Annotated in this window: 4 protein-coding genes; all 4 read right to left on the bottom strand. The window is 44.3% G+C overall.

Annotated elements, in window-relative coordinates:
• Positions 1-315: 315 nt before the first annotated feature.
• The 4 genes from rlmM to AB4653_RS18605 are packed head-to-tail and all read right to left on the bottom strand — an operon-like array spanning position 316 to position 3,316.
• Positions 316-1,407, bottom strand: coding sequence for a 23S rRNA (cytidine(2498)-2'-O)-methyltransferase RlmM (gene rlmM, locus AB4653_RS18620; protein ID WP_029223102.1), 1,092 nt, complete (start codon positions 1,405-1,407; stop codon positions 316-318).
• Positions 1,404-1,802: a DUF423 domain-containing protein gene (locus AB4653_RS18615; RefSeq protein ID WP_017069500.1), complete on the bottom strand. Its 399-nt coding sequence runs from the start codon at positions 1,800-1,802 to the stop codon at positions 1,404-1,406. The genes rlmM and AB4653_RS18615 overlap by 4 nt, the downstream gene beginning before the upstream one ends.
• Positions 1,792-2,415: an alpha/beta fold hydrolase gene (locus AB4653_RS18610; RefSeq protein WP_017069501.1), complete on the bottom strand. Its 624-nt coding sequence runs from the start codon at positions 2,413-2,415 to the stop codon at positions 1,792-1,794. The genes AB4653_RS18615 and AB4653_RS18610 overlap by 11 nt, the downstream gene beginning before the upstream one ends.
• The gene (locus AB4653_RS18605; protein ID WP_017063339.1) at positions 2,408-3,316 is read right to left on the bottom strand and encodes a transcriptional regulator GcvA; all 909 of its coding nucleotides are present in this window, start codon (positions 3,314-3,316) and stop codon (positions 2,408-2,410) included. Before AB4653_RS18605 ends, AB4653_RS18610 begins: the two co-directional genes overlap by 8 nt.
• Positions 3,317-3,326: the final 10 nt, after the last annotated feature.

Raw genomic sequence — 3,326 nt, 5'->3', positions numbered from 1 at the left:
AGGATGTTCTTGCTGTAATTTACTGCTGAATTTTAAATAAACCCTTCTTCGTTTCATCGCTGAACTAGGTAGCCGTAAGTATCGATAGCTTACGGCTTTTTTGTCTCATATCGACACTAATAGTCGACAATTCGACGACTATCAACCAAGTTGAATTAGTCACATTTACACTTAAATATGACTAAAAAACGCATATAGACCAACCTTTCTAAACTACCCATACGAAGCGATAATCAAACTCATAAACAAACTTCAGATATAAAAAATGCCCCTTAAAGGAGCATTTTCTTTATCACTGACACACTAACGTAAATATTAGTACGGTGAGATATTCGAAAGCGACTGAATATGAACCGTGATCTCTTCGCGATCGTGGTAAAGGTGCTTCGCCTGCATCTTGAACTTCACTTTGTTATCAATCAGGAACTGCTTTAGGTTTTCGATATCCTGCAGAACTTCATCGTAACGGCCTTTCATTGGCAGTTTAAGGTTGAACAGTGCTTCTTTCGCCCAGCCTTTGATGATCCACTCACCCATAAGGTGTGCAACACGAGCTGGCTTCTCAACCATGTCACAGATAATCCAAGTGACGTTCTTACGGTCAGGTTCGAATTTAAAACCATCCACCATGTGGTGCTTAATTTGACCCGTTTCCATTAGGCTATCTGCCATCATGCCGTTATCAACACAGTGAACAAACATAGAGCGCTTAACCAATTGGTAAGTCCAACCACCTGGACACGCGCCTAAATCTACGCCCCACATACCCGGAGCCAGACGTTCGTCCCACTCATCACGAGGGATGAATACGTGGAATGCTTCTTCTAGCTTCAATGTAGAACGACTTGGTGCATCTGATGGGAACTTCAAACGAGGAATACCCATGAAGAACTGCGAGTTGTTGGTTGGGTAAGAGTAACCAACAAAACAGTGACCCGGCGCGATAAAACATAAGTGAAGCACAGGCTTCTTAACATTGTCTTTCGCTGTCATCAGCCCTTTACCGCGCATTGCTTGACGCATTGGCACAGTAAACTTACGGCAGAACTTCAAAAGCTCTTTCGCTTCATTGGTGTCAGGTGTTTCAATACGGATATCGCCACAACGTGGGAAACCTTCTTTCTCAGAAAGCGCCTCAAGAATTGGAGAAATACGATCATCAGTCGGCAGATCTTTGATTTCAACCGCTACCGCGATCATTTGACGAGCAAAGATCAACGATTGGAAGTCGATCTCTTTTACCAGTTTATCGGCTTCGCCTGCTTGATAACATTCAAACAATACAAAGCCTGTATTGTTCTTTAAGCGAGGAAAACCAAACACTTCCAGTTGTGTTGCCTTGTCTTGAATTTCGCCAGCACATTCTTTTTCAAAACCAGAGCGACAATAAAGTAGTACGTGTTTCACTGAGTTACCTCTTTTATATTCAAAGCAGCGAAGGAGAAGACTCCCCAACCAATGATAAATAGTAGACCACCAAACGGTGTTATAGGGCCAAACCATTTTATTCCTGTCAGTGCTAAGCCATAAAGGCTGCCACTAAAACAAAGGATGCCGATGATAAAGCAAATTGCCGCAATGAAAAAATATTTTTGTGATTTAGCGCCAAGTTTCATCTGCAGCAGTGCACCACACGCCAATATTGCTAGTGTATGGATAAACTGGTACTGAACACCTGTCTCAAACACGCCTAGCAGATACTCTGGCAAGACAGCTTTTAACCCGTGAGCGGCGAAGGCACCTAGCATTACGGCTATTGCGCCAGAGATACCTGCAAAAGTGAGTAAATACTTACTTCTCATTAAGCACCTCTTTGATAAACGCCGATAGTTTCTCAACGGTTAACGCTATGTTCTGCTGTTCGGTGTAGCCAGAGCTCTTACGAGGCTTAAAGCTGTGATCGCCATCAGGAATAAACTCAACACGAATCGAATCCGACAGGTCGAAATCAGCAAACTCTTCTCGCTTACCAAAGGTATCGCGCTCACCTTGTAGAATAAGACACGGCTTTGCTAACTCAGCCAAGTGCTCACCTTTGTATTTCTCTGGTTTGCCTGGCGGATGGAAAGGAAAGCCTAAACAGGCCATTGCAGCCACCTTATCAACTTCAGACAAATGGCTCGCCATACGTCCTCCCATCGACTTACCGCCAATCACAAGCTTATCGGCATCTACCTGTCCGATAATATCTTGGTAAGCTTCGAGCAGTTTAGGGGCTCGATCAGGTGGACGACGCTTACCATCTTCAGCACGTTTGATCATGTAAGGGAAATTAAAACGAATCACTCGTATCCCTTTAAACGCCAACCCTTTTGCTACCGACTGCATGAACTCATGATCCATACCTGCGCCAGCACCATGTGCAAAGATAAAGGTTATTGGGTTGTCTTCACCATCAATGATGAGGTTATTCATCAAGTAAGTCCTCTTGTTCACTTTGCGCTTTCGCCAACATCCAATCACGGAAAGTCGCAATACGCCCCATGTCAGCTTGTTTCTCATGACACACTACATAGAAGGCGTTCTTACTTACCAACACTTCATCAAAAGGGGCAATCAAACGACCTGCTTCGATTTCAGGTTGCGCCAACACATTATTACCCAAAGCAATACCTTGCCCGTGAGCGGCCGCCTGCAATACCATGGTTGAATGACTGAAGATAGGGCCATGATTAACGTTTACCCCATCAATACCATTTTGCTTAGCAAACTGTTTCCAATCCTTTCGAGATGTATCATGCAGTAGCGTATGACATGCCAAATCACTGAGAGATTCTAAAGGTTTAGCTCCTAGCAGCACGGAAGGTGAGCAAAGAGGAATTAAGTATTCTTGGTAAAGTTTATCGGCTCTGAGCCCCGACCAATTCCCTCGGCCATAGTAAATAGCCACGTCTACATCATCGGTCAACGAGCCTTCATCCATATCAACGGCTTTGATTCTTACATCAATATCAGGTTCTTGCTGATTAAAGTCAGCGAGCCTTGGTACCAACCATTGAATAGCAAAACTCGGCGGCAAACTGATGGTCAATGCGCCCTTCTCACTTCGCTCAAGCACTTTGTCTGTCGCTTCTGCCAGTGATGTGAAAATATCTTTGATATCCAAGAAGTAGCTTTGACCTTCTTCAGTCAGCAGCAAAGAGCGGTTTCTTCGACGAAACAGCTTCAAAGATAAGAATTCTTCAAGCGCTTTGATCTGATGACTGACCGCGGCTTGAGTAACAAACAACTCTTCTGCGGCACGCGTAAAACTCAAGTGTCGAGCCGCGGCTTCAAACACTCTTAGCGAGTTTAATGGGGGTAATCGACGAGACATAGTTACTCTC

It is taken from the genome of Vibrio sp. 10N.222.48.A3 (assembly GCF_041475345.1).
In the GTDB taxonomy this organism is placed as follows: domain Bacteria; phylum Pseudomonadota; class Gammaproteobacteria; order Enterobacterales; family Vibrionaceae; genus Vibrio; species Vibrio tasmaniensis_A.
Note: the sequence above shows the minus strand (reverse complement) of the source record. Positions and strands in the feature narration are given on the sequence as shown.